We start from the raw sequence: 21,470 nt of genomic DNA, 5'->3' as shown, positions 1-21,470 counted from the left end.
TATGGAAATCAGAGCAATTCATAAAATTTTTGCAAAAATGATTCATGAAAAACCAGAGAAATACTCAGTGGAAACAGTTCCGGAAAGCGACAAGGAGGCTGTTAAGCATGTTTTGGCTACGGATTACGGCTACGGTGCGCTTTTACCTTCGAAAGATTGAACACCCATTGAGGTGTATTTTTTATGTCTAAAATCGGAGCATCCACGTCTGGTGCTCTTTTTATATACTCAAAAATAAGGAGTGATTGAATGAATATCGGAAGGGAACAAGAAGGCATGCCTATTTTGCAAAACCATGAACAGCGTATCACTATTCTAGAAACAACAGTTTCCGGACTATCTCACAAAATGGACAGTGTAAAAACTGCGGTGGAAACAGAGGGAGCCGAACAAAAAGCATTACTCAATAGGTTAATCGATCATCATCTTGATACCAACAAAATAAAATTATCGCAGTTTTGGAAAGTGGTGTTTAATTTATCGGGTGCTTCCGGTCTTATCGGTGTCATCATTTACGCAGCTACACAGTTTTTTAAATAAAAGGAGGATGATATAAGGTGAATGATAAACTAAAACAACATATCGGATTATTCGGGGGGTTGCTATCAGCAATCCTTTTATTTTTGGGCACACTTAACATCGAGTTTGAATGGTTTAACACGGGAAGTATAAATGCTTTTACAGCCGTACTCATTGCGGCAATTCCATTTGCATTGCTGATTTACGGTGTTTATAAAAATACTTATTTGCTAACTGAAAAAGCGAAGAAACAGGAAAGAGCTCTTAAACAAAGGGGGCTGAAATAATATGGTTAAAATCGTAATAGATGCAGGTCACGGCGGCCATGACCCAGGAGCAGTTGGTTTCGGCATGAGAGAGAAAGATTTAACGCTCACAATTGCTCTTAAGGTACAAGATATTTTAATTAGAGATTACATCGGAGCAATTGTTAAAATGACCCGTACTAGCGACGTTTATCTACCTCTTGCTGAACGCGCCAAGATTGCGAATGTATGGGGAGCGGATCTATTGCTATCCATCCACATCAATGCGACTCCAAGCGGTTATGGATACGAGGATTTTATATACACCGGAACAGTAAATGCGACATCAATCGCTACTCAAAACGAAATTAACGCCGAGGTTATTAAAGCGACCAACTGGCATAATCGCGGTAAGAAACGTAAAAACTTGCAAGTATTACGTGATTCAAAAATGGCCGCAATACTAACAGAGAGCGGTTTTATCGATAATCCGAATGACGCCGTGCTGTTAAAGAATGATAAGTTTCTTAATCAAGTTGCGCGTGGTCATGCTAATGGGATAGCTAAAGCATTTAATCTTAAAGCAAAAGTGGAGCCACCGAAGGAGGATGAGGAATTGAAGTTTTCAAGCCCAGCTTTAAAATCAGAGACAGAAACGTCGTTAGCGAGTAAAGCGCATCGTCAAATCATCGTAGCTGCAGCCGTTAAGGCAGGGGCGCATGTATCGTGGGCAGAAAAATTAGCAAATGGCACGCTCACTGATGCGGATGTATTGGGGTTAGCGGTTAAGTATACTGTTGCGGTAAATAAATAAGAGCAGATAAAAGGCGGCCATTCCAATTCGGAGTGGTCGCCTTTTGTTTTCGAATTACTTATCGAACAGTTTCGTATTCTTTTATTCCTTCGTGCAACTTACTGAATATATTACTAAAGTTCGAAGTGTTGTCCGGCTTCTTTCGCCTTACCCCCGCAGAGATCAAGGCTTGGTTTTGGCTATTCTCGATAAACTTTTTTTGTAATTCGATAAATACTAATAGAGTTTCTTCTTTACTCATAGAAACCACTCCTTAATGTTTGTATACCCAAAGTCAGCTTCCCATGGGTTTTTGTGGTTTAATTAGTTCTGCTGAAGCTGCAATTTGCCTTCTAGTCTCTTCCATTGTATCCTCAAGCTCTTTTAATTTCAAGACGTTCACATCACTTTCGCGCTTCTTAGTCCATTTTTTGTATAACGCAATGGTGTTGTCGAAAGGTGCACCAATCCCTCTTTGGATACTTAAAAAGACTAACTCACTTTCTACGAAAGAGCAGTAAACAGATGAAATAGGGCCATATACGATTGTCTCATCTGCTAATCTATGCACTATTCCCGCACTAAATGATTCTATTTGATTAAAAATATTTTCAATTCCGTGACTTTGTTTTTCAATCAGTAACCTGAATGCGTAAGCTCCTATTTCAGGATCCATATTTTCTATATTGATATAGTAATTTTCGTCGATTAATTTTTTTACATCTTCAATTGAAAATACAGTTATTTCGTCGTCATTTGAAGAGGAAGATTTTTGTACGTATTCGGTCATCTTTGGTAATAGTTCAGATGCGAAGACCTCTAAATAATCCAAGCTTTTCGACATGGCTAATCTTTCATTTCGTATTTTTATATCTTCGCTTGCGACTCGCAACTGTTTATAACCTATGTATAAACCGATTATTAAAACAAGCCCACTTAAGAAATACAACATTTCAAATATAGATTTCAGAATATCGAATGACACCCCCCACCATTTGTTGCCGAAAGCATTCATGACAGCCATGGTGATTATTATAACAACAAGGGTAATGAATGCAGCTAATATAAGTATAAATCCTGTTGTCTTTTTTGCTTTATGGTTAGAATCTACACCCTTTACATTGGTAGGTTTTTTATTTTTCGCGCCAAACATAGCTTGCTCCTCTCTAAGTAAATAGATATAGGAGAATCATACTACAATTAATGAAAAAATTCGCTATAAATTACATATTAAGTTTAATCCGGTTTTATCACATGGTTTTTATTTGCCCAAGGCGCAGTCATCTTTTCTTGGTATTCATATAATTTGCTTATTCCTACAAAAATAAACAGGAGGCAGATTAAAATGTTTACCACTTAATATTTGCTTGTAATAAGAACAATTGTTCGATATACTAATGAAAAGGGGGAACGAGTGTGCGTGATCAATTAGTTAAGTCTGCAGAATACAATCAAGTCTTGGATATGATGTACATCGCGAAAGATGGTTCAATCAGCAAAAGAAGAATCTATGTACTACAGGTAGGCGAAGCATCGTTCCGTGCATTCTGTTTCTTACGTAAATCCAAGCGGACTTTTACAATTGATAACGTGCTTGCACTTGTTCCCATCGTTATGAAAGAAAGTAGGGTAATCTAATGCCATTAATACCAGGAGAAGCATTACCGTATTTCGAGAATATGATTTATTTACCGATGATCATTCAGATTCTGGAGAGAGACAGAGAGACGATTGAGATCAGCCCGTTTAAGCTGAAAGGGCCTTATATCAATATCGTTGAAAGAGCACTAAAGACCGTCCAGGCCGATTTAAAAGAAACAAATAAATACGCACGAAGCCATAACATGAAGTTAATTAAAAAGGGGAAAGGCGATACCTTCACTGAGTATGTACTTATCCATAATGGCTATGAAGACATAAGGCGTTACTTAAATGTGCGGCTGCGCAACCGAACAGAAGAATTGATAAATGTTTACTTTGCATCGGCAGGAAATCATAGCACTAAAGGAGCTACTACAACGTGATTGATCAGAGTGCTGAAAAGTTGGCCATATCCCTTTTGTTCAGGGAACACTTAGCGGAATTAAGAGATTGGTACAGAAAGGATGATAAAAATGACAGCAATTCCAAAGCCACCGAAATCAAAGGTAGTAGCAGGACCGAAACTGACGGAGACTGATTTTCTAGAAATTGGTGAAAGAATCGGCGAATCAAAAGAATTTGGTGTAGAGGTTGAAATCACGATATATGCTCATAAGCGTTACGAGTCAGTTACAGGAGTCGTTAAAGATGTTGATGGCCAACAAGGTAAATTGACAATGCAAGTAGGTTACGAAAGCATAAAAATCAACATGAATAATATCGTGAGTGTGAAATGAGATGTTAGAAAACATTCGTGATCGCGGAACGAAAAAGTGGACTGCTATGATGTTGCCGGAGCATATTGTGGAGCTGAATAAATGGATGGATAAAGACCATTACGAAGATCGTCCAGAACTCAGTGAGTGGGACCTGCAATCGATTCAAGATGAACTTGAAGTGTCGTATAAATGGAAATGCCAGACGCTTATCAAAACATGGAAGAATGGAAAGATCATGACTCGTGGCGGTATAATAGAAGGAATTGATTTAAGGACTATGATCGTGATGCTTGATAACCCATTTGGACTTGATAGGATTCCGGTGTCGGATATTATAGGAGTACGTTGTGAAGAATAGACAATAGCGACCAATCCGTACAGGATTGGTCGTTTTTTTTATTTTTTCCAATTATTAACGATGAAATCCGTCACTGTGTCCTGGACCTTATCAACGCCTACTTTTGCTTCGCTGACCATGTAGGATAATAATCGCGCCCATGATATCGTCTCTTCGTAAGGGTTATTTGCGTTGACGTATTTCAAAACTTTCTTTAACTCGCTCATTTGTTTTTCATCAATATTCTTTTTTAAATGTGACTCAACAAAATCATTTACGAAATCCACATCCCTTACGCTGGCATCTAACAACAAAGCACAGGCTAGTGAAGGAGTGCAATCTAAAGCGAATGCAAGGACACTGATTAACTCGTAAGTTTGTGAATTAAATCTAATCGAAATAGGTTTATTTAGACCTGCAGCGGCTCTCTTTTTGACTGATATCCTATTCAAATCACCAAAATACAAAGTATTATCAATGCGAATGTCTCGCTTAAAGTTTTGCGACAGATAGCTGATGACTTTCTTATTACATATCCCACTAACGCAGATAGCTTCCCCGACATTTTTGACAGCCTCGCCGGTTATGAAAGACAAGCGATGAATACAATTGCGTAATTCAATAGATAGCCATGGCTGAACTTCTTGTTTCTTGTCTGCCCTCACTTTTCTACCCTTCCCCACTCCCACATCATCTCTCCTAATCAAGTTTTATCCCCGCGAGAGTCTCGTAGTCTAGCGGCTTTAAATCATCATATGCGGTGGGGGAGAGAGGGTATGTATAGAATTATTGTTTTATAGGCAGACTCCTACTATATAAAGGGAGTGAGTTTTAATGGGTAAAATGACAAAAGAGGAAGCAACGGAATTGGCTCGTAAGATAACAGAGAATGGCCGTAAATACGGGATTCCTGCTAAAAAGAAACCTAAGAAATGAACTGGGCGTAAATTGTCTGGTTCTTTTTTTCGTCCACATACATATCCTTTATTACAAGCGTAATAACTGCACTCGGGAATCCTCCCGAATTTACTACATGCGTAATAAAACTTGTGGAGGGAATCATTTGAGTAATTTAATATTGGGAATCGATGCAGGGAATCATCGTGGCAAGGTTGTCGGACCATTCGGTATTGATTCGTATCGTACAGCTATCTGTGACTGGTTTGAGCGTGACATAGTTGAGTCGTTTGCTGACGATGATATGGAGTTTGAGATTAACGGAAGAAAAGGATTTGCGGGGACTATCGCCGTGTACGAGGATATCTATGGTGGAGCATCCATGTACGGAGATAGCAAGGCGCATGATGATACATTGATCCGTGTGTTGCTGGCAGTCTACCGCTATATTAAAAAGTATTGTCCAGGGACAGAAAACGTCCGCTTAGTAACAGGGCAACCGATTGTTAGTCACAAGGATTCGGAAAAAAAGAAGATACAGGAAATGCTGATTGGTCACCATATTTTCTCGGTTAATGGCAAACAGCAATCCATCCACATTCAAGATGTCAGAGTGGCAGCTGAAGGCAGTGGAGCGTTTTGGAGTAGTCCGCAATCCGGAACAGTACGAATCATTGATATTGGAAGCGGTACTATAAACTGTGCGACTATCATAGACCGACGGCATATCAACAATGCGTCCGATACTTTTAATTTCGGGATGGAAACGGTCACAAATAAGGATGACTTAGCAAGTGTGGCTATGGGTATTGTCCGGTCAACCACAAAGTTTAAATGGAGCAAGACTGATGCGGTTTATGTTTGTGGAGGGATTGCGAAAGAGATGTTGCCGCATATCGTTGCGCACTATCCAAATGCACGGTTAATGCAGCCGATGCTAAATGATGATGGACGTGTAACGATTGCGGACCCCGTTTTTGCAAATGCAATAGGATTTTACAAATTGGCCAAGAAGGCTTTTAAATGATCGGTCGAAAAACAAAATCGATTAGTTTTGATTTAACCGACGAATATGAAAAAGGGTTGCTGGAATTTGCAGAGAGTAAAGAAGACAAGGGGAAGTTCAGTCGCTACATTAAACGATTGATTGCACAAGATCGTGATGGTAGTATACGGACGTCCTCGATGCCAGTAATGCCGGAAATTCCAGTTATGGAGGAACAGGAAGAAGATGAGGATGACACGATGGGTGGATTTTTATAAACTAAACGTGGCATTGCTTTATAAATGACGGTGTATACACATACCAAATCATAGGAAAGTGAAAAAACAGCCACTAACTCATTTGAGTAAGTGGCTGTTTTATGTTCAAATAAAGCCCGCATAATAAAAATCTGTTGAAACGAAAAATGTCACAAGAAATATCACATTCACTTATCGATTCAACTCGAATTATCACATACGGAATGAATGTTTGTTTGCGATGAACACTGTTTCAGTTAAGAATCATGAACAATCTCTGCTCAACATAAATGGCCTCTCTTATAAGTGGCATAACGGTTGACAAAAAATCCCTTATTCGCGTAGTAGCGAATAAGGGATTTTATTGTTGTATAGGAAATTATAAAATCTAGTGCTATGGATAACCTCCAAAAGAAGCTATCCCACGTCTAGACACCAGCGCCTAGAGGCTCGGGTCATAAGTCAGTCCAACTGTGCGGCAAAGCACGCCGCTCCGCAGCCCACCTTATGATTACCGCCTCTAACCAGGCGCTTACACTTTTGTTCTTCTCAATTATCGTAAATCTTTATCATTTCACGATTCTGCGATATAGCCATTCTTTTCAAGTGCAGCAAACACCGGTTTTAATTGAATATATCCTTCACCAATCATCTCGTCGTTGATCATGACTAGTGGGTAGAAAAACTCATCGTCCTGTATTTGTTGAGCAATTTTTTGGTGCTTATCATCGGAAATATCTGATTCGATATTAATGTATGTGATATCATAGGGCTGATTTGGATACTTTCTGTCGATAGCGGCTTGAAGCCATTCGTATGTATCTTTGGATGAAGGTGCATTGACACAGCTTGCACAGATGATATCTGCACCATAGATTTCAATACTTGTTTTAGTAGTACTCATTTTAATTGTCCCCTCTCGATTGAATGTTGGATTTTTTCTTCTTTCCAGTTTATAATAAGTATAAGGAAAGGGGAGTTAAAAAACAATGACAGATGCAATGTTAACTGAACCAGTACAAGAAGTATTAGATAAATTACGTCCATTCCTACTGCGTGATGGAGGAGACTGTGAACTTGTGGATATCGAGGACGGCATTGTGAAACTTCGCCTACTCGGTGCTTGCGGTACATGCCCAAGCTCGACAATTACACTAAAAGCAGGTATTGAACGCGCCCTTCTGGAAGAAGTTCCAGGCGTGGTTGAAGTAGAACAAGTATTTTAAGTTAAAAATTGGGCGGGCCGAAGTTCGGTCCGCTTTTTCTATTTTGTTGCCCGAATTTCTTGCCATCGTTCTTTTGCCATTTTGATAATCTTTGGTTCAGTGGACTTGCGCTGGCCTTCTAGAACGCGTGAAAAGCTTTTTATTGCCTCATCTTTATCATTGATTTGCCATGATAGTTCTGCAATCAGGTACAAAACCCTCGTTTCTGACATTTGTGTTCCAGCGAAATCACCTTCTGAGAACGAAGCATTATAGAAGTTTCTTGCGATGGTTAGAAAACGTTGTTCTTCTACCTCCGCGCCTTTATCACGATATAGCCAAGCAATTCGTAAAGTGAGTCCTGCCAGTGTAAGAACTTTCTCCTTTTTGAACATGGCGCTTAAATAGGCAAGTTTATATGTTTCAATTGCCTCGTCGATACCGCGCTTTGCACTGAATGATCGGCCATTCCATTGAGAAGTTATCCGTTCTGCGATATCTGCTTCCGTGCCGGGAGCAAAGTAAGCGGAAAAATCATCAGTAAAAGAGAAGCCACAATGAGGGCAAACAGCAACGTTATAAAAGATTGGATTTACTTCTGGATTTGTATAGATAGGTTTGAAGTCGTTTTCGTGGGATGAAACCCGAACGAATCTTGAGAGTATTTTTGTGGTTGTGAAATTTTGCTTACAGTATAGACATGCAACTTTTTTATCATAAAACGGGGTGATTTCCATATAAACCTTCCTTTCGTACTATTCATTTCATTATAGCGTATATCCTTCAATACTGGAGTTAATATAATTGCGCTCTGCTTGGCTTAATTGCTATGATAGAAGGAAGAAAACAAAGGGAAGGTGAACACGGATGACACAAGTTGTTGAAGTTACAAAAGCAGCAGCAATTCATGTGAAAGAAATGATGCGTCATAATGAGGAAGAAGGATCATTCCTGCGTGTCGCTGTGAACGGCGGAGGATGCAGCGGATTGACATACGGAATGGGTTTTGAAACTGAAAAGTCTCCGGAAGACATGTTACTTGAACAACACGGTTTACAAATACTCGTTTCTAAGGAAGATGCGGGTGTTCTTGAAGGCACACAAGTCGACTATAAAGAGTCCCTCATGGGGGGCGGATTTACAATAAATAACCCGAACGCAATTGCTTCTTGCGGTTGTGGGACATCGTTTAGAACAGCCAAAAAACAAGGAACTCCAGAAGACTGCTGATCCTATTTCAAGCTCTCCTAAATCATACTTAGGAGAGTTTTTTTATGTATGACAACTGGGTTTATTTAGTCTGTATTTTTAAATATTTCCTATTTCAAATATACTATTGAAATGCTGTATCAAAAGGTCTACTATAAGAGATAGAAGTTTGTCGAAAGAAGACAAAAGCCGGGACTGTGTAAATCATGGGTGTAACCGATTTCACGTGGCTGGGCACATAAAAAAATCAAAGGTGGTTTCGATCTTCGTGAAAAGACCGACAATTTTAGTATTAGGCGCGGGTTATGGCGGTTTAACAACAGTTGTTAACTTGCAAAAGTCTCTTGGGGCAGACGATGCAGATATCGTTCTTATAAACAAAAATGAGTATCACTATGAATCGACATGGCTTCATGAAGCTGCTGCAGGAACAATGTCTCCTGAATCAGTACGTTATGATATAAAAAATGTTATTAACAGTAATAAAGTGAAATTCATCCAAGCTGAAGTACAAGCAATCGATGTTAAGGGGAAAGTCGTAACGACAAACGTCGGTACACATACTTATGATTACCTTGTTATCTCTCTTGGGTTCGAAGGTGAAACATTCGGTATTCCGGGTCTTGATAAATATGCGCTTTCCATTGCAAATGTTAAAGCTGCACGTCAAATTCGCGAACATATCGAATATCAATTCGCAACGTGGTCTACTGAAGAAGTTAAAGACGATAGCCGTCTGACAATTATCGTTGGAGGAGCGGGCTTCACTGGCATCGAGTTCCTTGGTGAACTTGGTAATCGTGTACCTGAACTTTGTAAAGAGTTCGACGTACCACAAGAAAAAGTACGTGTACTCTGCGTCGAAGCAGCTCCGATGGTTCTTCCAGGATTTGATCCTGAACTTGTAGATTATGCTGTTAAACAATTGAACTCTAAAGGAATTGAATTCTCGATTGGTACGCCGGTTGTAGAAGCTACTCCTGAAGGCGTCAATATTAAAAAAGGCGAAGATGTATTTGAATTCGTCAAAGCTGGCACGATCGTTTGGGCTGCAGGTGTCCGCGGTAACCGTCTAATCGAAGAAACAGGTATCGAAAACATGCGTGCTCGTGTCAAAGTTGACAAGGATCTTCGTGCACCAGGTTATTCTGATGTATTCATCGTAGGAGACTGCGCACTTATGATCAATGAAGAAATTAACCGTCCATTCCCACCAACTGCACAAATTGCTATGCAGCAAGGTGATATGTGTGCGAATAATATCATTGCACTCATGAAGGGTGAACCGACTTCCGACTTTAAACCAGATTTGAAAGGTAGCGTTTGTTCACTTGGGGACAGCGATGCAATTGGTGTAGTATTTGGTAAAAAAGTTATGGGTACTAAAGCTTCATTCATGAAGAAAATGATTGATAACCGTGCTCTATTCTTGATTGGCGGTCTAGGACTAACATTGAAAAAAGGTAAATTCAACATACTTAAATAATACATTTCTGAAGCACTCATCTGTCAATGACGGTGGGTGCTTTTTTTAGGGGGAATTATATGGCTATATTTCAGTTGTAGCCTACAACTGAAGGACAGCTATTAACTCCAGCATTAAGGGGGATTTCAGAGGTGATTTTGAGGAGTCCATTCGAGTTAAAAAAAGATAATGATGTCCCCGTGATAATCCATGAAATTGCTGAAAAGGTCATCGAGTCAGGGTTTGACGAAATTGAAAATATCAACCTGGGAGATCAATTTGGCTATACTTCTTCTAAACTCTTTTTCAAAAAGTGACCTTTAACGATAAATTTAAATTCGACAAATTATTGAACGAGTCGTGTAATGTTGAAAGCGTTCATAGGTTCATGTAAAATAATGAGTGGAAAATGGAGGTAGTTACATTGGGGACCATTTCAATAACGCACGTCGTTTTATCTGTAATGATTTTCATAGTTATGTTTTTTGGTATAGGATTCCTATTAAATATGCTTCTCCGTATGACATGGTTGATGGCTATCATTTATCCAATTGTCGTCATACTAATTATTGATGAAGTAAGTGTATATGAATACGTCACGAAACCGGCACACGCGTTCCAACTTCTTGGTGACAAGATCATGGCACTCCATACGGCAGACGTACTTATTTTAGCAAGCGGACTTATCGGAGCGATAATTTCAGGTTTTGTTATTAAGTTACTCAGAAAACAAGGTTATCAAATGTTTTAAGAAAAGCGTAAGGTGCCGTTTAGCCCCGACAAGCGCTGAAAGGCTTGAAGATAAAGGCGACCTTTGCCTTTTCAGCAAGATTGAAGCTAAAGGAAGGCAGTCTAAGTTCGCGACGTCCTGTCGCGCCGACTGCATGACCCACTTCGTGTGGGCCCAGGGGCTGGCACCTGAAGCCTAGACAACGAAAAAAAGGGTATGTTCAAGCAATTTGCTTGAGCACGCCCTTTTTTCAATAGATTAAGAAATTATACGTTTTTTCAACCAGGAAAAGTGTCCAGGCGCAACCGTTTTCTTATAGTTAGATGATGAATGTGTAGATAATAACAGAGATAAGGATACCAGTTACAGCACCTGCAAACACTTCGCTTGGTTTGTGACCTAGCAACGTTTTTAACTCTAGAATTTTTTGCTGACCATCTTTCTGCTGCCAACCTTTTGCTTCTTGAACGAACGTCTGGAAGTCTACTCGCATTTGATTGATAATCAGTGCTTGTTGCCCTGCCTGATAACGAATTCCCGTTGCATCAAACATGACAATGACGGCAAAGATGGCAGAAACTGCAAACATAGGTGATCCTAATCCTTCTTCGTAAGCAATTGCAGTCGTCAAAGATGTAACTGCAGCTGAATGTGAGCTGGGCATTCCACCTGTTGAAGTCATTAGTTTCCAGTCAAGTTTACCTACCAAGAAATAATGAATCGGAATTTTGACGAATTGTGCAAATAATATACCGAATAATGCCGCAACGAGCGGGGTATTTTGTAATAAGGCCATTTAGTTCGACTCCTCTATAAAGTACGAAAATTTATATTCAGTATACCATAACGATGTGCTACAAAAAAACAAGGTAGTACGGATACCGAATGAATTGCTACAAACGGCTGAAAATTTAGGCTATACTAGATAATGTAGAGAAAATTGGAGGTTGTCAAATGAAAACGAAAATTATGAAACCGGATTTTGAAACTGTAGAAACAGATGTACTTATAATTGGTGTACCCGAACATCCGGAAAATATAACAGGTTGGGACGGTTTCGTCAGTTCTTTTAGCTCCCGTATACCAGAATGGGTTAAATCTGGTGATATTAAAACACAATTCAAAAAAATAGTCAAAATGCCTTCAGTAGAAGTTGGAGGTTACAAACGTGTAATCTTCATCGGACTTGGCTTGCATAAAGAATTGACGGAGGATCGTTTGCGTCAGGTATTTGCAGCGGTCGGAAAAGAGCTTGCAAATGTGAAAGTAGCTTCTGCTGCCATTTGGACGGCTCCATTCACGAATGACAAGTTGACGTGTGAAGATGTTGTTTTTGCGGCAACGGAAGGTATTGGGCTCGGCATGTACAAGTTTGAAGGATACCGTACGGATTCAAACGAACGCGATGTTGTACTTGAAACACTGTCATTCTTATCTTCATTTGATGAAGACGAGTTGAAAGCGGCCTTTGAGGTAGGGAAGGTACATGCATACGCGGTTAATGAAGCACGAAATCTTGTTAATATGCCACCCAATATATTAACAGCGACTAAAATGGCTGAATATGCCCGTGAAGTTGCTGGGAAATATGATTTTGAAATCGAGATACTTGGTAAAAAAGAAATGGAAGAACTCGGTATGGGTGCAATTCTTGCGGTCAATAAAGGTTCAGTAGAAGAGCCTAAATTAATCGTCATGAAATATGCTGCAACTGAAAAATGGGAAAATGTCATCGGCCTTGTCGGCAAAGGAATTACATATGATACCGGCGGCTATTCATTGAAACCAAAAGATGGAATGGTTGGTATGAAAGGTGATATGGGTGGTGCAGCTGCTGTTCTTGGAGCTATGACAATTATAGGAGAGCTGCGTCCAGCAAAAAATGTCATCGCAGTTATTGCATCAACGGACAATATGGTTTCTGGAGATGCTTTCAAACCAGATGATGTTATCACATCACTGAGTGGCAAAACGATTGAGGTGCTCAATACAGATGCAGAAGGGCGTCTTGTTCTAGCAGATGCGGTTACATACGCTAAGCAGGCTGGTGCAGACTGTCTGATTGACGTCGCGACACTGACAGGCGGCGTCATCGTCGCACTTGGTATGGATAAAACAGGGGCACTTACGAATGATGAAGAATTCTTCGAAGAGTTCATGCAGGCATCCATTGAAACGGATGAATTCGTTTGGAGACTTCCATTGACTGAAAATGATAAGAAAAGACTCCGTAAAAGTGAAGTAGCAGATTTGAATAATTCACCAGGTAGAGATGGACATATGATCTTCGGCGGTGGATTTGTAGGAGAGTTTGTTGGTGACACACCTTGGATCCATCTGGATATCGCGGGGACATCTGATTCAATTGCCGCACATGATTTAGGTCCGAAAGGTGCAACGGGTGTCATGGTGCGAACGCTGGCAACTCTTGTTGAACGGTTAGCCGATACTGATATAGAAGCGCAATAGGCGATAGCCCCTTTCCCTTTAGCCTTATTTGAATAGGATAAGTGGGAAAGGGGAATGATTATGACTAGAGGTTTTCACGGCGGTGGCGGATTTGGTCGAGGTCGAGGTCACGGTGGCGGTTTTGGACGCGGCGGCTTCGGTCGAGGTTTCGGTTTTGGTGATTTTGGCGGACCTTTTATTGGCGGATTTGCTGGTAGTTTATTAGGCAGTGCATTGTTCCCGGGATACGGCGGAGGTTATGGCGGCGGATACGGTGGATACCCAGTTTATCAATACCCACCGTATCCATACCAACCATACCAATATCAACCATACGGGTTTTACGGACCATACTAGAATGAAGAAAATGCCTGCCACCCGATTTTTCGGTGGTAGGCATTTTTTAGTGGGGAAAATGGGTGTGGCGGTCATAAAGTCATTCATGGCGATCATAACCTTGCGCGTGGCGGTCATAACACACCTCATAGCGAGCATAACCGTACGCGTGACGATCATAACGCACCTCATGGCGATCATAAACCTATTTCACAACGGTTAACCCTAGTAATATGTTCATGGAATAAATTCAAATCTCTTAGTGTGGAATATTCTGTTATTAACATAGAGTTATTCGTGTAAATATGTTACACTTTCGTAGATCGTTCCAGTTTTACATGAAAGGGGGATGGGAAATTTCATTAGAAAATCAAGAAAAGCGCCATTGAAATTAGAAGGGCTCTATGCTGCAATTAGACGTTTGCCACAGGGGCATGGAACATTGCCGATTTTGGAAACTGCATATGCTTCGAGAAAAGCAGGTTTTGGTGGAGAGCAACAATTGGACAAGGTTTTTGAAAATTACTCTTTTCCAATGAAATATCGTGTGTTGCATGATGTATCGCTAACATCAAGTACTCCTTTTCAAATCGACACGCTATTCGTCACCCCAGCATATGCGGTCATATTTGAAGTGAAGAATATTTCAGGTGAGCTTAAAATAGTTAGCAATCCACCGCAATTAATCCGCGTCCTCGATAATGGAGAAGTGAAAGGATTCAATAGCCCCATTACGCAAGTCGAGAACATTCGTACCTTGCTACAAGATTGGTTTCACACACGAAATATTTCATTACCTGTTTATACTGCAATTGTTTTAGCGTATTCCAAACAGCGTGTTGAACTGTTTGATACGAAAACCCCATTTCTTTTCCCTAATGCGGTACCGAACTTCATCCGGAATTTACCGATAGCTCCCCCACTATTGAATGATGAAGCGTTCTCGATGCTGATAAATGACCTTGTCAAAAGCCACCGAGAATACATTCCGTCGCCTATCTGTCTAACCTATCCTGAGATAAAGAGCAAGATCCTGACTGGTGTCGCATGTCCGTCCTGCAACTTTTTTGGTATGCAGAAGTACATGAAAGGATGGCGTTGTACGGCATGCGGTAGGACAAGCCCCGACGCACATAAACAGGCAATCCGAGATTGGTTTCTTTTATATGGTGGAAAAATGAGAAATAAAGATTGCCGTGCATTTTTGCATATTGAGCGCCAAAGCGCAACTCGTGTCTTGCAGGGCATGAATTTACGACTAGAAGGTGCTAATCGAAACCGAACCTACTCAATGTTTATTGAATAGGTTGAAATACCTTAAGGCGGTCATAAACTAGTGCGTGGCGATCATAAAGCAGCGCATGGCGAGCATAACGCAGCGCATGGCGAGCATAAAGCAGCGCATGGCGAGCATAACGCAGCGCATGGCGAGCATAACGCAGCGCATGGCGAGCATAACGCACCGCATGCCGAGCATAACCCAGCGCATGGCGGTCATAACCCAGCGCATGCCGATCATAACCCAACGCATCCCGAGCACAACCCACCCCATACCAAACAAAACCATTATTACGCAAAAAAAAGCCCCTCTTATCTAAAATAAGGGGGGCATTACTCACTCGTTCAAAGAGTCATCCTCTTTCTGATGAGTAGGGGGATTCTTTAGTTTAGCTTGTTTGATAACTTCTGCCAGATCATCACCAACAGTTAGTTTTGTGGGTTTTACACCTGATATATATGCCGCACGGCTCATCAGATGTCCGCCAATTGGAGAGGTAATGAACAAAAATGCAATTGCAAGTAGCAGTTGAATACTAAAATGTCCTTCCTTCAACCAAAAGTGAAAAAACACGCCTAACAGAATACTGAGCACACCCAATGTGGCACTCTTAGAAGCAGCATGCGCCCTCGTATAGACGTCCGGTAAACGTATAACACCAATGACTGTCACGATGGTGAAGAAGACACCGACGACGATTGTAAGGACAATGAGGATATTAGCTAGTACGATCACGCTCGATTATCTCTCCTTTCTCAATGAATTTAGAGAATGACACGGTTCCAATGAATGACATAATCGCAATAAGCAAGATGACTTCTAAGTAGAATCCGGTGTCGAAGACGACTGATAGCAGAGCGATTGCTGAAATAAGCAAGACACCAATCGCATCAAGTGCGACGAGTCGATCCGGGATAGAAGGACCGCGGAATACACGGTACAGCAGACCGAAAATCGATAGCAGAACAAGGATTAGGCAAACCCATATAAATGTCGTCATGGTCGGCTTACCTCCTTAATGGCTTTTTCGAATGAATTTTTGATCGAATCAATGGCATCATCCACATCATCGACGTCAATGGCATGGATATAAAGCGTCCGTTGATCATCGGAAACGTTCAACACAATCGTTCCCGGTGTCAACGTGATAAGGCTCGAAAGCAATGTAATTTCCCAGTCATGCTCAAGATCAGTGGGCAAAGCGAAAATCATGGGCTGAATCGTCATCTTCGGCCGCAAGACGACCTTCACCACTGAAATATTAGACAAAATCAGTTCCTTGAAGAAGAGTAGTGCTAATTTAAAAGTTGCCCAAAGTCGCCAGATATACAGTCTACCCGGGAAAAAGCGTCTCGTCATAATGATTAAAAGCATACCAATCAAGAACCCGATGATGAATGTTGAAGCGGTGAATGAGGTGCTCATGAACATCCAGACGAGTGCGATGAAAAAGTTTAATAATAGTTGAAATGCCATCGTCATCTACTCCTTTAACACCGCATCAATATAGATGGATGGTTGTAGTAATACGTCTGTCGCGTCCGTCATATAGGGAATGAGCCATTCAGACCCAACACCGTATAGTACGGAAAGAATGACCAATGCAACAGCTGGCATCATCATCTTCCGGTATGTTCGACGGTTTGTTTTCGGCAATTCGACAGTTGTAGGGTCTCCCCAGAATGCATAGATGAAAATCCGGATGACAGACAATAGAACCACAAGGCTCGATGCCAGGATGATCATACTCCCCAAGACATTACCCGCCTCGAATGCACCTTTTACAATGAGAAGTTTGCCGACGAAACCACTTAATGGCGGAATACCAGCTAGTCCAAATGCAGCAATTAGATACATCCAGCCAAGTGGCGCATGGGTTTTAATTAGCCCACCCATTTTCCGTAAGTTAGAGGTTCCGGTTACGTAAACAATGATGCCAATTAGAAGGAACAAAGCCCCTTTAATGAGCATGTCATGGATTAGATAGAAAACCGCTCCCATTAAACCAGCCTCGTTCATTTGTGAAGCACCGAATAAGATGACACCCACTGCAATGACGATATTGTAAATGATTATTTGTTTTACATCGAAATAGGCGAGTGCACCAATACAACCAGCAACGATTGTGAGCAGTGCAAGAGCAGATAATAATCCATGTGTAAATCCGATGTCGTGAACGAAGAATAGCGTATACGTTCGGATGATTGCATAGATACCGACTTTAGTCAGCAATGCTCCGAATAGGGCAAGCACTGGTATCGGTGGTGCTGCATAAGATCCTGGCAGCCAGAAATAAAGAGGGAACAGAGACCCTTTTACTCCGAATACGATTAAAAAGAGAACTGCAATCACCGTTATGATACCTGGTTGTCCAATCTCTGCAATCTTCACTGAAATATCGGCCATATTTAATGTACCAACAACAGAGTAGAGGTAAGCAACTGTGATAACGAATAATGCAGATGAAATGACATTGACGAGTATGTACTTCAGTGATTCTCGAAGCTGTTTTTTCTCGCCGCCTAGAACGATTAACAGATAAGAGGCGATGAGCAGCACTTCGAAGAATACGAACATATTGAAAATATCACCTGTAGTAAATGCGCCATTGATGCCTGTAATCATGAACAGGATAGCGGGATAATAAAAGTAGCGCTCCCGCTCTTCACCAATCGCAGTGAAACTGTATAGCACAACAAAAAGTGTGATTAAGATTGTTGTTGTTACTAGTAATGCAGACAACATATCAGAAACCATTGAAATTCCGAATGGTGCCGGCCAGCTTCCGAGTGTAATGGCTTGAACGCCGTCAGCTTTGACCTTAGCAACAAGGAAAAGTGCGGCTACCAGGCTGACTATCAGCCCCAAACAGGTCAACAATCGCTGTACCTTGATATTCTCCTTGAAAAACAGAAGAATAATTGCGAAAAGGAATGGCAATATGATTGGGAATAAAAGTAGATTAATCATGTTCGTCATTTCCTCTCATGAGATCCATATTGTCTGTCTTATTTTCGGCGTACGATCTGTAAGCAAGAACGAGGATGAACGCTGTCACACCGAAACTGATTACTATCGCCGTTAAAATAAGTGCCTGTGGTAAAGGATCTGCGTAATCGGTTACACCATTGGCTAAAACTGGCGGTGAAGTACCGCCAAGACCGCCCATTGTAAGGATTAGTAGATGTGCACCGTGACTCAACAGACCTGTCCCTACTATGATTTTGAGTATGCTTCTTGAAAGAATCAGATAGACAGCTGCCATGAAGAGGATTCCGATGACAATAGCCATTATAAATTCCATTATTCATCTCCTCCAATCGTCTGAATCATTGTAACGGCGGCACCTACAACAACGAGATAAACACCGGCATCGAAAATCATCGCAGTATGTAAGGAAGTTTTTCCGAACAAAGGCAAGGTGAAATAATCGAAAGCATGTGTGAAGAACGGAACGTTGAACAAGATTGAACCCGCGGCTGTTCCAAGTGAAAGCAGTAAGCCGATAGCTGTTACGATTGTAAAATTAAAAGGCAAAGCTTTTTGGACAGTTTGTAAATCAAAGGCTAGTAACAGCAACACAATTGCCCCTGATGTTAGCAGTCCTCCGACAAATCCCCCACCTGGTGTATAGTGTCCCGCAAAGAAAATATGGATTGAAAAAAGGAAAATGATAAAGAATACGAATTTTGTTGTCGTTTGTAAAATGACATCATTTGTTTTCATCCGTACTCTCCTCCTTTCTTGACAACTTCAGACGAATCATTGCGATGACAGCGATTCCGGCGATAGACAGAACAGCGATTTCAAATAATGTATCAAACCCACGATAATCTACAAGAATGACGTTGACGATATTACCGCCCCCACCTTCTGTAGCAACTGTATCTTTATAATATTGTGAGATAGATGGAATCAGTTTTTGTGAATGGGCTGACAAAGCAACTAAGGTCACCGTGATTCCCACACCAGCAGCAATAATCAGATTACCAAGCTTGTTGCGTTTTGTTTGACCGTGATTATTAAGTGACGGCAAATGTTTAAAGGCTAACAAGAACAGGGCGACCGATATCGTTTCAATGACGAGCTGTGTAAGTGCCAGGTCAGGTGCTTTGAAAATGACGAAGAATAAAGCAACCGAATACCCGACGGCACCTAAAGCAATAATTGCTGATAGCCTAGTCTTCGCGATAAGAACCATACATACTGAGACGACCAGAACAATAGCAGTTAGGACCCCATACATGTTGACGGGAGAAAAACTATCCATATCAACAACGAAAGCTTCTTTGATGAATAGCGTTGCAGCCGTAATTGAAGCGATAAAGGCAAACATATAAATTAGATATGTGCGGATTAACCCAGTCATATAGAAGCGTGAAAGTTTGTTCATTCCACCTTCACCAACTAACATGGCTGAATCATACAATGCATTTAACGACAAGTACTGTGGCTGGATATCGTACATTTTTTGCCATCTTGCCAATGTTAGAAACAGGATAAATCCAACACCAACAAGCGAAACTGTCATCCATAATTCAGGAGCAGCAATTCCGTGCCAAGCTGCAACGTGAACGGCAACTTCAGAAGGATGGCTGTATAAATCAGGCTGGACAGCCATGACAGCTGGTTTTACCAACCATTTACCAATCAAATTCGGGATGAAGAAGATTGCGACGACGAGCGTAGCAAGAATGACGGGAGATACAAGCATCCCGACAGGCGCTTCATGCGGTTTAACAGGAAGAGGTTCACTCTTTTGTTGCCCAGCAAACGTCTTGAATACAAAGTAAAAGCTATAGACAAATGTGAAGACACTGGCAATCCAAGCGATAACAGGGAAGATAATTCCCCATGTCGCAAAGTTGAACAGTTCAAAATGACGAATTGCCAACATTGATTGGAGGAACATTTCCTTACTCAGGAAGCCGTTAAATGGCGGCAAACCTGCCATTGACATTGAACCGATGAACGCAACCGTGAAACTGACAGGCATAATGCTCATCAATCCACCGAGTTTCCTAATATCCCGCGTACCGGTTTCGTGATCGACAATACCTGCAATCATGAACAAACTACCTTTAAAGGTCGCGTGGTTGATCAAATGGAAGATTGCTGCAAATGTTGCGAATTTGAAAATCGGATCATCGGAGTGATAGGCAAGCGCACCTACTCCGAGTAGGGACATGATAAGTCCAAGCTGACTGACTGTAGAGAAAGCAAGAATCGCTTTCAAATCGGTCTGTTTCACTGCAAAGAAAGATCCCCAGAATAAGGTTAGAAGTCCGATACCAGCTACAAGCCAGATCCATACTTCAGAAACTGCAAAAATCGGTGTGAAACGAGCAACAAGGTATAGACCTGCTTTCACCATCGTTGCAGAGTGCAGATAGGCACTAACTGGTGTAGGCGCTTCCATAGCATCTGGTAGCCAAATGTGGAACGGGAACTGCGCAGACTTCGTAAATGCACCAAGTAACACGAGAACGAGCGCCAGCGTAAAGAATTCATGACTTACAAAAGTTGGTGCGTTGGTAATAAGTTCACGGATGGAAAACGTATCTCCCATAATTCCTAATAGAACGAATCCCCCAAGCATCATCAATCCGCCAAATACAGTGATCATCATCGATTTCAATGCACCAAATCGTGAAGCATTACGTGTATTCCAATAGCCAATAAGCAGGAAGGATGAAATGGATGTTAGCTCCCAGAATAAATAAAGAGAAATAACATTATCAGATTGCACAACTCCTAACATTGCGCTCATGAAAATCAATAGATAGACGTAAAAGTGGTTCAGCTTTTCTTTACGCTTATCGAGATAAAAGATAGAGTAGAGAACAACAAGTGCACCGATGCCTGTTATCAGCAAGGTAAACAGTAGGCTGAGACCATCAATATACGACACGAACGAAATGCCGAGTGAAGGAATCCATTGCAATTCTGAGATGGCATGTCCACCATCCATTGTTGTTTTGAGGAATCCTATGTAGTAAATGAAGAGAGAGACAGGGACGAGTAATACGAACCACCCAGTATGTATGTCTTTCACTTTCTTAAATAGCAGGGGAATAAATAAGGCTGCCACTATCGGCAGGAAAATCAATAATACGAAATTCAAGAAAATCCTCCTTCCTATTGAATGAAACATTTTATGTGAAAACGCGATACTAAGCTAAAAGGATCTAATAGCCAATGGCTGATCTGAATTCGCACATCATTTTTCAACGCTGGGACGGTGAAGCTTAAAAAGTGCTAATAGCACCTGGTCTTTCCTTCCTCCTTCCTTTCTTTATGTAATCAAAAGATGCAAAAAGTCCATCACAAAAGGGCATAGATACCCCTTGGTGACAGACTCCTCCAAGTACGTTCATTTATTTGATTGAAGTAACTATATCATAA

General features: G+C 41.1%; 32 protein-coding genes. 18 read left to right on the top strand and 14 right to left on the bottom strand.

Annotation, left to right across the window (positions count from 1 at the left end):
- Nucleotide 1: 1 nt before the first annotated feature.
- The 4 genes from FQ087_RS22555 (at nt 2) to FQ087_RS18205 (ending at nt 1,578) form a co-directional block, all read left to right on the top strand.
- A complete protein-coding gene (locus tag FQ087_RS22555; protein WP_188006811.1) occupies nt 2–160 on the top strand; it encodes a hypothetical protein in 159 nt (52 codons plus the stop codon).
- A gap of 89 nt (nt 161–249) precedes the next feature.
- Nucleotides 250–540 carry a hypothetical protein gene (locus FQ087_RS18215; RefSeq protein WP_149582035.1) on the top strand — a complete coding sequence of 97 codons (291 nt, stop codon included), beginning with the start codon at nt 250–252 and terminating at the stop codon, nt 538–540.
- 17 nt (nt 541–557) lie between these two features.
- Entirely contained in the window at nt 558–806 is a 249-nt protein-coding gene (locus FQ087_RS18210; protein ID WP_149582034.1) for a phage holin, read from the top strand.
- Between the two features lies 1 nt (nt 807).
- Nucleotides 808–1,578, top strand: a complete 771-nt coding sequence (locus FQ087_RS18205; RefSeq protein WP_149582033.1) for an N-acetylmuramoyl-L-alanine amidase family protein — start codon at nt 808–810, stop codon at nt 1,576–1,578.
- A gap of 58 nt (nt 1,579–1,636) precedes the next feature.
- Here the strand turns inward: FQ087_RS18205 and FQ087_RS18200 are convergent, their stop codons facing one another.
- Both FQ087_RS18200 and FQ087_RS18195 read right to left on the bottom strand, forming a co-directional pair.
- Nucleotides 1,637–1,819 (bottom strand): hypothetical protein, encoded by a 183-nt coding sequence (locus FQ087_RS18200; RefSeq protein WP_149582032.1) that lies wholly within the window; start codon nt 1,817–1,819, stop codon nt 1,637–1,639.
- Nucleotides 1,820–1,852: 33 nt separating this feature from the next.
- Nucleotides 1,853–2,710 carry a hypothetical protein gene (locus FQ087_RS18195; RefSeq protein WP_149582031.1) on the bottom strand — a complete coding sequence of 286 codons (858 nt, stop codon included), beginning with the start codon at nt 2,708–2,710 and terminating at the stop codon, nt 1,853–1,855.
- Nucleotides 2,711–2,973: 263 nt separating this feature from the next.
- Between FQ087_RS18195 and FQ087_RS18190 the strand changes: the two genes are divergently transcribed.
- The 4 genes from FQ087_RS18190 to FQ087_RS18175 all read left to right on the top strand — a co-directional run bounded on the left by FQ087_RS18190 (nt 2,974) and on the right by FQ087_RS18175 (nt 4,275).
- A complete protein-coding gene (locus FQ087_RS18190; RefSeq protein WP_149582030.1) occupies nt 2,974–3,195 on the top strand; it encodes a transcriptional regulator in 222 nt (73 codons plus the stop codon).
- Complete coding sequence (locus tag FQ087_RS18185; RefSeq protein ID WP_149582029.1) at nt 3,195–3,581, top strand: YhjD family protein; 387 nt, start codon at nt 3,195–3,197, stop codon at nt 3,579–3,581. The genes FQ087_RS18190 and FQ087_RS18185 overlap by 1 nt, the downstream gene beginning before the upstream one ends.
- A 90-nt stretch (nt 3,582–3,671) precedes the next feature.
- Nucleotides 3,672–3,935, top strand: coding sequence for a YolD-like family protein (locus FQ087_RS18180; RefSeq protein WP_188006810.1), 264 nt, complete (start codon nt 3,672–3,674; stop codon nt 3,933–3,935).
- 1 nt (nt 3,936) lies between these two features.
- Nucleotides 3,937–4,275: a YolD-like family protein gene (locus FQ087_RS18175; protein ID WP_149582027.1), complete on the top strand. Its 339-nt coding sequence runs from the start codon at nt 3,937–3,939 to the stop codon at nt 4,273–4,275.
- A gap of 38 nt (nt 4,276–4,313) precedes the next feature.
- Here FQ087_RS18175 and FQ087_RS18170 read toward each other — a convergent pair whose 3' ends face one another.
- A complete protein-coding gene (locus FQ087_RS18170; RefSeq protein ID WP_149582026.1) occupies nt 4,314–4,943 on the bottom strand; it encodes a hypothetical protein in 630 nt (209 codons plus the stop codon).
- 374 nt (nt 4,944–5,317) lie between these two features.
- On the opposite strand from FQ087_RS18170, the gene FQ087_RS18165 reads away from it, so the two are divergent.
- A complete protein-coding gene (locus FQ087_RS18165) occupies nt 5,318–6,178 on the top strand; it encodes a ParM/StbA family protein (protein ID WP_255452434.1) in 861 nt (286 codons plus the stop codon).
- The gene (locus FQ087_RS18160) at nt 6,175–6,414 is read left to right on the top strand and encodes a hypothetical protein (RefSeq protein WP_149582024.1); all 240 of its coding nucleotides are present in this window, start codon (nt 6,175–6,177) and stop codon (nt 6,412–6,414) included. The genes FQ087_RS18165 and FQ087_RS18160 overlap by 4 nt, the downstream gene beginning before the upstream one ends.
- 553 nt (nt 6,415–6,967) lie before the next feature.
- Here the strand turns inward: FQ087_RS18160 and FQ087_RS18155 are convergent.
- Nucleotides 6,968–7,297: a YuzD family protein gene (locus FQ087_RS18155; protein WP_149582023.1), complete on the bottom strand. Its 330-nt coding sequence runs from the start codon at nt 7,295–7,297 to the stop codon at nt 6,968–6,970.
- Nucleotides 7,298–7,382: 85 nt separating this feature from the next.
- Here FQ087_RS18155 and FQ087_RS18150 point away from each other — a divergent pair, with 85 nt between their 5' ends.
- Complete coding sequence (locus FQ087_RS18150) at nt 7,383–7,619, top strand: NifU family protein (RefSeq protein WP_149582022.1); 237 nt, start codon at nt 7,383–7,385, stop codon at nt 7,617–7,619.
- Between the two features lie 38 nt (nt 7,620–7,657).
- On the opposite strand, the gene FQ087_RS18145 is transcribed toward FQ087_RS18150, so the two are convergent.
- Nucleotides 7,658–8,335 carry a DUF2225 domain-containing protein gene (locus FQ087_RS18145; RefSeq protein WP_149582021.1) on the bottom strand — a complete coding sequence of 226 codons (678 nt, stop codon included), beginning with the start codon at nt 8,333–8,335 and terminating at the stop codon, nt 7,658–7,660.
- A 130-nt stretch (nt 8,336–8,465) separates the two neighbouring features.
- Between FQ087_RS18145 and FQ087_RS18140 the strand changes: the two genes are divergently transcribed.
- From FQ087_RS18140 to FQ087_RS18130, 4 genes are all read left to right on the top strand, one after another.
- Nucleotides 8,466–8,828: a HesB/IscA family protein gene (locus tag FQ087_RS18140; RefSeq protein WP_149582020.1), complete on the top strand. Its 363-nt coding sequence runs from the start codon at nt 8,466–8,468 to the stop codon at nt 8,826–8,828.
- 247 nt (nt 8,829–9,075) lie between these two features.
- Nucleotides 9,076–10,293 (top strand): NAD(P)/FAD-dependent oxidoreductase, encoded by a 1,218-nt coding sequence (locus tag FQ087_RS18135; RefSeq protein WP_149582019.1) that lies wholly within the window; start codon nt 9,076–9,078, stop codon nt 10,291–10,293.
- Nucleotides 10,294–10,424: 131 nt separating this feature from the next.
- On the top strand, nt 10,425–10,589 hold the full coding sequence (locus FQ087_RS22550) for a hypothetical protein (RefSeq protein WP_188006809.1): 165 nt from the start codon (nt 10,425–10,427) through the stop codon (nt 10,587–10,589).
- 107 nt (nt 10,590–10,696) lie between these two features.
- Complete coding sequence (locus tag FQ087_RS18130; protein ID WP_255452433.1) at nt 10,697–11,023, top strand: YuiB family protein; 327 nt, start codon at nt 10,697–10,699, stop codon at nt 11,021–11,023.
- 298 nt (nt 11,024–11,321) lie between these two features.
- On the opposite strand, the gene FQ087_RS18125 is transcribed toward FQ087_RS18130, so the two are convergent.
- A complete protein-coding gene (locus FQ087_RS18125) occupies nt 11,322–11,798 on the bottom strand; it encodes a divergent PAP2 family protein (RefSeq protein ID WP_149582017.1) in 477 nt (158 codons plus the stop codon).
- Nucleotides 11,799–11,956: 158 nt separating this feature from the next.
- Here FQ087_RS18125 and FQ087_RS18120 point away from each other — a divergent pair, with 158 nt between their 5' ends.
- The 3 genes from FQ087_RS18120 (at nt 11,957) to FQ087_RS18110 (ending at nt 15,092) form a co-directional block, all read left to right on the top strand.
- Nucleotides 11,957–13,471: a leucyl aminopeptidase gene (locus tag FQ087_RS18120; RefSeq protein WP_149582016.1), complete on the top strand. Its 1,515-nt coding sequence runs from the start codon at nt 11,957–11,959 to the stop codon at nt 13,469–13,471.
- A gap of 60 nt (nt 13,472–13,531) precedes the next feature.
- The gene (locus FQ087_RS18115; protein WP_188006808.1) at nt 13,532–13,807 is read left to right on the top strand and encodes a hypothetical protein; all 276 of its coding nucleotides are present in this window, start codon (nt 13,532–13,534) and stop codon (nt 13,805–13,807) included.
- A gap of 328 nt (nt 13,808–14,135) precedes the next feature.
- A complete protein-coding gene (locus FQ087_RS18110) occupies nt 14,136–15,092 on the top strand; it encodes a nuclease-related domain-containing protein (protein ID WP_149582014.1) in 957 nt (318 codons plus the stop codon).
- Here FQ087_RS18110 and FQ087_RS18105 read toward each other — a convergent pair.
- The 8 genes from FQ087_RS18105 to FQ087_RS18070 are packed head-to-tail and all read right to left on the bottom strand — an operon-like array spanning nt 15,082 to nt 21,189.
- A complete protein-coding gene (locus FQ087_RS18105) occupies nt 15,082–15,363 on the bottom strand; it encodes a hypothetical protein (RefSeq protein ID WP_149582013.1) in 282 nt (93 codons plus the stop codon). The genes FQ087_RS18110 and FQ087_RS18105 overlap by 11 nt on opposite strands.
- Before the next feature lie 38 nt (nt 15,364–15,401).
- On the bottom strand, nt 15,402–15,800 hold the full coding sequence (mnhG, locus tag FQ087_RS18100; protein WP_149582012.1) for a monovalent cation/H(+) antiporter subunit G: 399 nt from the start codon (nt 15,798–15,800) through the stop codon (nt 15,402–15,404).
- Nucleotides 15,784–16,065 (bottom strand): Na(+)/H(+) antiporter subunit F1, encoded by a 282-nt coding sequence (locus FQ087_RS18095; protein ID WP_149582011.1) that lies wholly within the window; start codon nt 16,063–16,065, stop codon nt 15,784–15,786. Before FQ087_RS18095 ends, mnhG begins: the two co-directional genes overlap by 17 nt.
- Nucleotides 16,062–16,541: a Na+/H+ antiporter subunit E gene (locus FQ087_RS18090; RefSeq protein ID WP_149582010.1), complete on the bottom strand. Its 480-nt coding sequence runs from the start codon at nt 16,539–16,541 to the stop codon at nt 16,062–16,064. Before FQ087_RS18090 ends, FQ087_RS18095 begins: the two co-directional genes overlap by 4 nt.
- Nucleotides 16,542–16,547: 6 nt before the next feature.
- Nucleotides 16,548–18,035 carry a Na+/H+ antiporter subunit D gene (locus FQ087_RS18085; protein WP_149582009.1) on the bottom strand — a complete coding sequence of 496 codons (1,488 nt, stop codon included), beginning with the start codon at nt 18,033–18,035 and terminating at the stop codon, nt 16,548–16,550.
- Entirely contained in the window at nt 18,028–18,369 is a 342-nt protein-coding gene (locus FQ087_RS18080) for a Na(+)/H(+) antiporter subunit C (RefSeq protein WP_149582008.1), read from the bottom strand. Before FQ087_RS18080 ends, FQ087_RS18085 begins: the two co-directional genes overlap by 8 nt.
- Nucleotides 18,369–18,791, bottom strand: a complete 423-nt coding sequence (locus FQ087_RS18075; protein WP_149582007.1) for a Na(+)/H(+) antiporter subunit B — start codon at nt 18,789–18,791, stop codon at nt 18,369–18,371. The genes FQ087_RS18080 and FQ087_RS18075 overlap by 1 nt, the downstream gene beginning before the upstream one ends.
- Entirely contained in the window at nt 18,778–21,189 is a 2,412-nt protein-coding gene (locus tag FQ087_RS18070) for a Na+/H+ antiporter subunit A (RefSeq protein ID WP_149582006.1), read from the bottom strand. The genes FQ087_RS18075 and FQ087_RS18070 overlap by 14 nt, the downstream gene beginning before the upstream one ends.
- Nucleotides 21,190–21,470: the final 281 nt, after the last annotated feature.

The sequence above is a fragment of the Sporosarcina sp. ANT_H38 genome, assembly GCF_008369195.1.
GTDB lineage: Bacteria > Bacillota > Bacilli > Bacillales_A > Planococcaceae > Sporosarcina.
This window is presented reverse-complemented; position numbering and strand designations above follow the sequence as displayed.

Bases quoted from the DNA above. Each gene is read 5' to 3' on its own strand.
- FQ087_RS18180 (WP_188006810.1), top strand. From the start codon at position 3,672: ATGACAGCAATTCCAAAGCCACCGAAATCAAAGGTAGTAGCAGGACCG.
- FQ087_RS18215 (WP_149582035.1), top strand. From the start codon at position 250: ATGAATATCGGAAGGGAACAAGAAGGCATGCCTATTTTGCAAAACCAT.
- FQ087_RS22555 (WP_188006811.1), top strand. From the start codon at position 2: ATGGAAATCAGAGCAATTCATAAAATTTTTGCAAAAATGATTCATGAA.
- FQ087_RS18080 (WP_149582008.1), bottom strand. From the start codon at position 18,369: ATGGAATTTATAATGGCTATTGTCATCGGAATCCTCTTCATGGCAGCT.
- FQ087_RS18145 (WP_149582021.1), bottom strand. From the start codon at position 8,335: ATGGAAATCACCCCGTTTTATGATAAAAAAGTTGCATGTCTATACTGT.
- FQ087_RS18090 (WP_149582010.1), bottom strand. From the start codon at position 16,541: ATGGCATTTCAACTATTATTAAACTTTTTCATCGCACTCGTCTGGATG.
- FQ087_RS18120 (WP_149582016.1), top strand. From the start codon at position 11,957: ATGAAAACGAAAATTATGAAACCGGATTTTGAAACTGTAGAAACAGAT.
- FQ087_RS18185 (WP_149582029.1), top strand. From the start codon at position 3,195: ATGCCATTAATACCAGGAGAAGCATTACCGTATTTCGAGAATATGATT.
- FQ087_RS18115 (WP_188006808.1), top strand. From the start codon at position 13,532: ATGACTAGAGGTTTTCACGGCGGTGGCGGATTTGGTCGAGGTCGAGGT.
- FQ087_RS18095 (WP_149582011.1), bottom strand. From the start codon at position 16,065: ATGACGACATTTATATGGGTTTGCCTAATCCTTGTTCTGCTATCGATT.
- FQ087_RS18150 (WP_149582022.1), top strand. From the start codon at position 7,383: ATGACAGATGCAATGTTAACTGAACCAGTACAAGAAGTATTAGATAAA.
- FQ087_RS18155 (WP_149582023.1), bottom strand. From the start codon at position 7,297: ATGAGTACTACTAAAACAAGTATTGAAATCTATGGTGCAGATATCATC.
- FQ087_RS18195 (WP_149582031.1), bottom strand. From the start codon at position 2,710: ATGTTTGGCGCGAAAAATAAAAAACCTACCAATGTAAAGGGTGTAGAT.
- FQ087_RS18175 (WP_149582027.1), top strand. From the start codon at position 3,937: ATGTTAGAAAACATTCGTGATCGCGGAACGAAAAAGTGGACTGCTATG.
- FQ087_RS18110 (WP_149582014.1), top strand. From the start codon at position 14,136: ATGGGAAATTTCATTAGAAAATCAAGAAAAGCGCCATTGAAATTAGAA.
- FQ087_RS18200 (WP_149582032.1), bottom strand. From the start codon at position 1,819: ATGAGTAAAGAAGAAACTCTATTAGTATTTATCGAATTACAAAAAAAG.
- FQ087_RS18085 (WP_149582009.1), bottom strand. From the start codon at position 18,035: ATGATTAATCTACTTTTATTCCCAATCATATTGCCATTCCTTTTCGCA.
- FQ087_RS18140 (WP_149582020.1), top strand. From the start codon at position 8,466: ATGACACAAGTTGTTGAAGTTACAAAAGCAGCAGCAATTCATGTGAAA.
- FQ087_RS18160 (WP_149582024.1), top strand. From the start codon at position 6,175: ATGATCGGTCGAAAAACAAAATCGATTAGTTTTGATTTAACCGACGAA.
- FQ087_RS18125 (WP_149582017.1), bottom strand. From the start codon at position 11,798: ATGGCCTTATTACAAAATACCCCGCTCGTTGCGGCATTATTCGGTATA.
- FQ087_RS18205 (WP_149582033.1), top strand. From the start codon at position 808: ATGGTTAAAATCGTAATAGATGCAGGTCACGGCGGCCATGACCCAGGA.
- FQ087_RS18075 (WP_149582007.1), bottom strand. From the start codon at position 18,791: ATGAAAACAAATGATGTCATTTTACAAACGACAACAAAATTCGTATTC.